Origin of the sequence: Roseiarcus sp. (assembly GCF_049514155.1) — a bacterium.
Taxonomy (GTDB): domain Bacteria; phylum Pseudomonadota; class Alphaproteobacteria; order Rhizobiales; family Beijerinckiaceae; genus Roseiarcus.
In genome coordinates this window covers 1-4,994 of record NZ_JBEKVH010000212.1, presented here as the reverse complement: position 1 = coordinate 4,994, position 4,994 = coordinate 1, and the positions used below count along the sequence as shown (strand labels likewise).

Here is a 4,994-nt window from a genome sequence, read left to right as displayed (position 1 = left end):
GCTGACGTCGATGACGAGATCGTTCATGGCGAGGCGGCCCGCGGCTTCACCGTCACCGGCTGGCCGGGATTGAACAGCGCCGCCTGGTCCGGCTTCGGCCGCGCCTCGGCGAGGAAGACGAACTTGGCCCGGGTCGATTCCGAATAGATGAACGGCGGCGTGTATTCGGCCTGCGGCGAGACGAACGACACGGCGCCGGTCACGTCCGGCGGGCAATTATCGCAAGTCAGCGCCACCGTGTCGCCGGGATGGACGTGCGCCAGCGACGGCTCGGGCACGAAGAAACGGATGAAGATGTTCTCCGGCGGCAGCAGCGAGACGATCGGCGCGCCGGCCTGCAACGTCTCGCCGGGCCGCGCCAGCACGTCGGCGACGAATCCAGCGACCGGAGCGGCGACCGAGCGCTGGGCGAGGCGCCAGCGCGCCTGCGCCAAAGCCGCGTCAGCGACCTCGACCGCCGAGGCCTGGGCGACGATCTCGTCCGCCCGGCCGAGCGGCGCCTGCGCCTGTTTCACCGCGGCTGCGGCGGCGGCGATTTTCGCCTCGGCCGAGGCGAGGTCCGCCCTCTCCTGGTCGACCACCTGTTTGGTCGCCGAGCCGCTCGCCAGCAAGGTCTCGTTGCGTTGCAGATCGGCTTGCACCTTGCCACGCGCCGCGATCGCGTCGTTGAGATTGGCCTCGGCCTGGGCGATCTCGGTCGGTTTGGCGGGTCCCTGCAGATTGGCGAGTTGGTCCCTCGCCTGTTGCGCCAGGTGAGCGGCCTGATCGACCGCGGCGCGGTCCATCGCGTCGTCCTGGTCGAACAATGGCGCGCCCTTGACGACATGGTCGCCGCGCTGGACGTGAACGGCGGTGACCAGGCCCTGCTGGGTCGGCCCGACCTTGACAAAATCGGCCTCGGCGTAGCCCTGCCACGACGCCTCGGCCGGCGCCTTGTGGAACCACAGGACGGCGAACGCCGCGGCGACCGCCATGACGACGCCCAACACGATGATCGTTCGTTTGTCCAAGATCGATCCCGCATATTCGCAACGAAACGGTTGCGTTGCATTATACGACGAAGTTATGCTAGGGCAATCCCCGCGAGAGGGGTTGCATGACGGAGATCGCCGAATTCAAGCGCGGCGCCGGCGGACGGCCGACCCGCGCCGAAGCGCAGCGGCGCCTCGGAAATATGCTCGCAACCGCGATGCGGCTGTTTCTCCAGCGCGGCTATGAGGCGGTCTCGGTCGAAGAAATCGCCAAGCAGGCCGGCGTCGCCAAGCGCTTCATCTACGCCCGCTACGACGACAAATCGGAATTGTTCGGCGCCGCCATCGAACACGCCTTCATGGGCAAATTCGAGGGCGTGTTGCGCGGGTTCGAGCCGTCGGGACGCGGCCCCGAGGACGACTTGTACGAACTTGGGCGGCGCCTGCTCGAGGTCGCCCTCCAGCCCGAGGCGGTCGCCCTCCACCGCCTGTTCATCTCGTCGGCGCCGCTCTTCCCCGATCTCGCCAGGCGTTTCGTCGAACGGAACCGGGAGAGAGCGCTCAGAGAGGTCGAGCGCGTCTTCAAGGTCTACGCCGATCGCGGCGAGATCGCGTTTCCGCAGCCACAGTTGACGATCGAGCAGTTCTTCATTTCGGTCGTCGGCATCCCGCAGCGACTCGCCTTGTTCGGGCTGCGCGAAAGCCCCGAGGAGCAGGAGCGGCGGTTGCGCCTCGCCGTGCGGCTGTTCGTCAGGGGCTGCGCGACGGGCAAGCCCGAGGCGTGAGGCAGGCCCAACGGATAGTCGTCACATGCTTGGCGGCCGCCGGAGAAGGCGGAGAGAGGCGTTGACTCGACTCAGCGGAACTAACCGCTTCGCGCCCAAAGCGGCTGTAGGCAATCGCCGCAAATAGCATCGCCACTCGATCACACCGTCAAGAGCGGTAGCTTGTGCAGTAACATCGAGCCGGTTCTTCCCGGTGTGACATTGCGGGTGAAGACATGCCAGATTTGGTCGATCGGCTTGCGCATGAGGTCGCGTCCAGAATGCGGGCCCTTGGTTTCGATGAGCCCAACCGCCAAGTGGTCGGCGCTCTTCTTGAAGTGGCTTATCAGGGAACTTTGCGCAGCGAAGAGGGGCGATTTGTCAAAGGAAGCTTGACGTTCGCGAATCCCAAGCGGCCGGACGTCGCTCCTCCGCGTCTTCGAAGAGCAGACTACCCAGCATTCAACAGATTTGAGACGCCTGAGATTTTGACCGTTCAGACTCTAGTGAAACTCGCATGCGCGATCGACCGGTGGTCGGCATCCATCGCGGTATATTCGACACGCCGGAGCGAGCTTGTCGCTTGGGGTGTGGTCGATCAGCAGGTCCAACAGAATGTGGGGTGGCATCGAGAATCGAGCACAGGTTATTTCACAAATCCAGGTCTGTTGACGGTCACGATGGACGGCATCGGTGATATTTCTGCCTACCATGGCAACCTGTTCTTGGGCGGCCTGAAGGCGCAAACCTTCATAACTCGCGAAGACGATGCACTCGGATCCAAGATAGTCTCCAGGTACGCCTTGGACGCGTTGGCGCCGTTCGCACAAGCGATAACTCGCGTCCTTGACCGTGATGATGAGACCGAAATCCCGGTGGAGCTCATCCGGATGTGGGTAACGTCCGTTGCCAGGCTCTGCATCGGGTTGCGGCAGCGCGGGACCGGGGGAGCATTTCTTCTAACCCCAAAGCCGATCAAGCGTATACTGGAAGTCAACCATCCGTTCGCGTACCCGCGGTTGCAGGATGCCGCGATCCTTTGCGTGTTGGATGAAGAACATTTATGGGATGTTGAACGTGCGCAGCGAGCGTTGACCAAAAAAGGAGATCCGGTTCCGGCAGATTTAGTATCAGAAGTTATGCTGGCTACAACAGACGCTAAAGATAGAGAGGAAGAAATTACCGGCGCAGTCAAGTTGATCGCCTCTTTGGCTGCAGTCGACGGATTGGTCTTAATGTCTCCAACGCTTTCAGTGGCAGGATTTGGTGTAAAGATAGGTTCAGCGCCGAATGTCACAACGGCGTACGACGGAGCAGACTTTTCTCGTCGAGGAACCCGGGCAAAAAAAATTGATCTTTCACTGTTTGGAACGCGACATGGGTCTATGCTCCGATACTGCGCACAAGATCGCAAGGCTCTCGGCATCGTTGTGTCCCAAGACGGGTACGTGCGCTTGATAACGAGTGTGAGAAATAGTTTGTTGTTCTGGCACAATCTCAAGCTGTTGGCTCGCGACAATTTCTCTGCGCAAGTGGCATTAAGTAATAAAAAGTGGCTCAAGGCTCATAGTCTCCGCTCTGGGCCATTGGAGCTTGGGTATACGGACCTTCCAAAGACCATTGATAGTCTAATGAAAGCTGCATCCCGACGTCAGTAAGAGACAAGCTCTCGCTCGGCAGCTGAGTTGCGCTCTGCTGAGGCTTTTTGGTCACTCTCGACGTTCGACCGCCCCACAGTAAATTCCCTAAGGGTCAGATGCTGCTGAAAGCAAGCGCTCTACAGCAACGTCTGCTTACGGCCAGCTCTGGCCAAGAGGCCGCGGTCGGCGGAAAGTCTGGGCGGATAGGCTCCGGTTCGTCGGCGGGAACCAAACGCCAGATTTCGACCCCTACCCTTTCGGCGGCCGATTGCGTTTGCGCGTCTGCACCTCGACGCGCGGACCTTCGACCAGCCGGACGACCGCGCCCCACAGGGTGCGCACATCCTGCTGGGTCATCGCCATGCGGTGAAACATGTTGCGCAGGTTTCGGCGCATGCCCGGCTTCTTGCCGACCGGGCGGAAGAAGCCGGCGTCGTCGAGCTTGCCCTCGATGAATTCGAAGAAGGCGAGCGTCATTTCGCGCGTCGCCGGCGGCGAGACGGCGCGCGCGACCGCGGGAACCGGCGGCGCGTCGCCGTGCGCCGCCTTGAACCATTCATAGCCGACCAGCAGCACCGCCTGGGCGAGGTTGAGCGAGGCGTAGGCCGGATTGGCGGGAAAGGTGACGATCTCGTCGGCGAGCGCGACTTCGTCGTTGTCGAGGCCGGTGCGCTCGGGACCGAACAGCACGCCGCGCTTGTCCGCCGCCACAACCGTCGCCGCCATCGCCGCCGCCGGGGTCGAGACCGCCTTGACCTGGCCGCGCTCGCGCGCCGTCGACGCGTAGAGGAAGTTCAGGTCGGCGACCGCCTCTGCGACGGTCGCATACACGCGCGCGCCGTCGAGCAGATGGGCCGCGCCGGCGGCGGCGGCGTAGGCGACGTCGCGGTATTCGCCGGTGCGCGGCCAGCCTTCGCGCGGCGCGACCAGGCGCAGGTCGGCGAGGCCGAAATTGGCCATCGCCCGCGCGCACATGCCGATGTTGACCGCCAATTGCGGCCGCACCAGCACCACCGCCGGGCCGCCGCCGAAATCCGCCCTCGTTCGATCCGTCCCCGCCCCAACCATCGCGTCCCACGCCTCGATCCCGCGCGCATGTCGACGATTTGCCGGCAAGACGCAAGGGCCTGCAGCCGGCCTCGCGCCTGGAGGTTGACAGTTACTAAGCTCAGGCTTACCAATAATGCTAAGCCTGAGCTTAGTACTCTCATGTCCCCCCAGCCCATCCCGACCGAGTCGCCTTCGCCCAAACGCTGCGCCGCCGAGATCCGCCGCGCGATTACGCCGCTCGCTCGCCGCTTGCGGCCGAACCTCAGGCGCGACGGAATCAGCGCCGCCAAGCTCAGCCTCGTCGGCCGCATCTACCGCGCGGGCGCGATCACCCCGACCGACCTCGCCGCCGCCGAAGGCGTGCGCGTACAATCGCTGACGCGGCTGATCGCCGAATTGACCGCCGACGGCTGGGTCGCGCGGGCGCGCGACGCCGAGGATCGGCGCCAATCGAAACTGTCGCTCACCCCGCGCGGCAGGCGGCGATTGAGCGAGGCCGCGGTCGCCGGCGAGACGCAACTCGCGGCGATCATCGCTCGCGATCTCGGCGAGGCGGATCGACTTGCTCT

5 protein-coding genes are annotated in these 4,994 nt (G+C 63.8%); 3 read left to right on the top strand and 2 right to left on the bottom strand.

All coding sequences use genetic code 11. The annotated features are described in order from the left end of the window. Positions 1-23: 23 nt before the first annotated feature. On the bottom strand, positions 24-1,010 hold the full coding sequence (locus tag ABSF49_RS19910) for an HlyD family secretion protein (protein ID WP_424114375.1): 987 nt from the start codon (positions 1,008-1,010) through the stop codon (positions 24-26). An 86-nt stretch (positions 1,011-1,096) separates the two neighbouring features. Between ABSF49_RS19910 and ABSF49_RS19905 the strand changes: the two genes are divergently transcribed. Beyond that, positions 1,097-1,756 carry a TetR/AcrR family transcriptional regulator gene (locus ABSF49_RS19905; protein WP_424114374.1) on the top strand — a complete coding sequence of 220 codons (660 nt, stop codon included), beginning with the start codon at positions 1,097-1,099 and terminating at the stop codon, positions 1,754-1,756. A gap of 215 nt (positions 1,757-1,971) precedes the next feature. Further along, complete coding sequence (locus tag ABSF49_RS19900) at positions 1,972-3,393, top strand: putative sensor domain DACNV-containing protein (RefSeq protein ID WP_424114373.1); 1,422 nt, start codon at positions 1,972-1,974, stop codon at positions 3,391-3,393. Between the two features lie 231 nt (positions 3,394-3,624). On the opposite strand, the gene ABSF49_RS19895 is transcribed toward ABSF49_RS19900, so the two are convergent. Next, positions 3,625-4,443: an RNA methyltransferase gene (locus ABSF49_RS19895; RefSeq protein WP_424114372.1), complete on the bottom strand. Its 819-nt coding sequence runs from the start codon at positions 4,441-4,443 to the stop codon at positions 3,625-3,627. A gap of 141 nt (positions 4,444-4,584) precedes the next feature. On the opposite strand from ABSF49_RS19895, the gene ABSF49_RS19890 reads away from it, so the two are divergent. Continuing rightward, the coding region (locus ABSF49_RS19890; RefSeq protein WP_424114371.1) for a MarR family winged helix-turn-helix transcriptional regulator at positions 4,585-4,994 on the top strand (410 nt) is incomplete at its 3' end.

What these genes read in the sequence shown, in the direction of transcription:
- ABSF49_RS19905 (WP_424114374.1), top strand. Translation starts at nt 1,097, where the DNA reads ATGACGGAGATCGCCGAATTCAAGCGCGGCGCCGGCGGACGGCCGACC.
- ABSF49_RS19900 (WP_424114373.1), top strand. Translation starts at nt 1,972, where the DNA reads ATGCCAGATTTGGTCGATCGGCTTGCGCATGAGGTCGCGTCCAGAATG.
- ABSF49_RS19895 (WP_424114372.1), bottom strand. Translation starts at nt 4,443, where the DNA reads ATGGTTGGGGCGGGGACGGATCGAACGAGGGCGGATTTCGGCGGCGGC.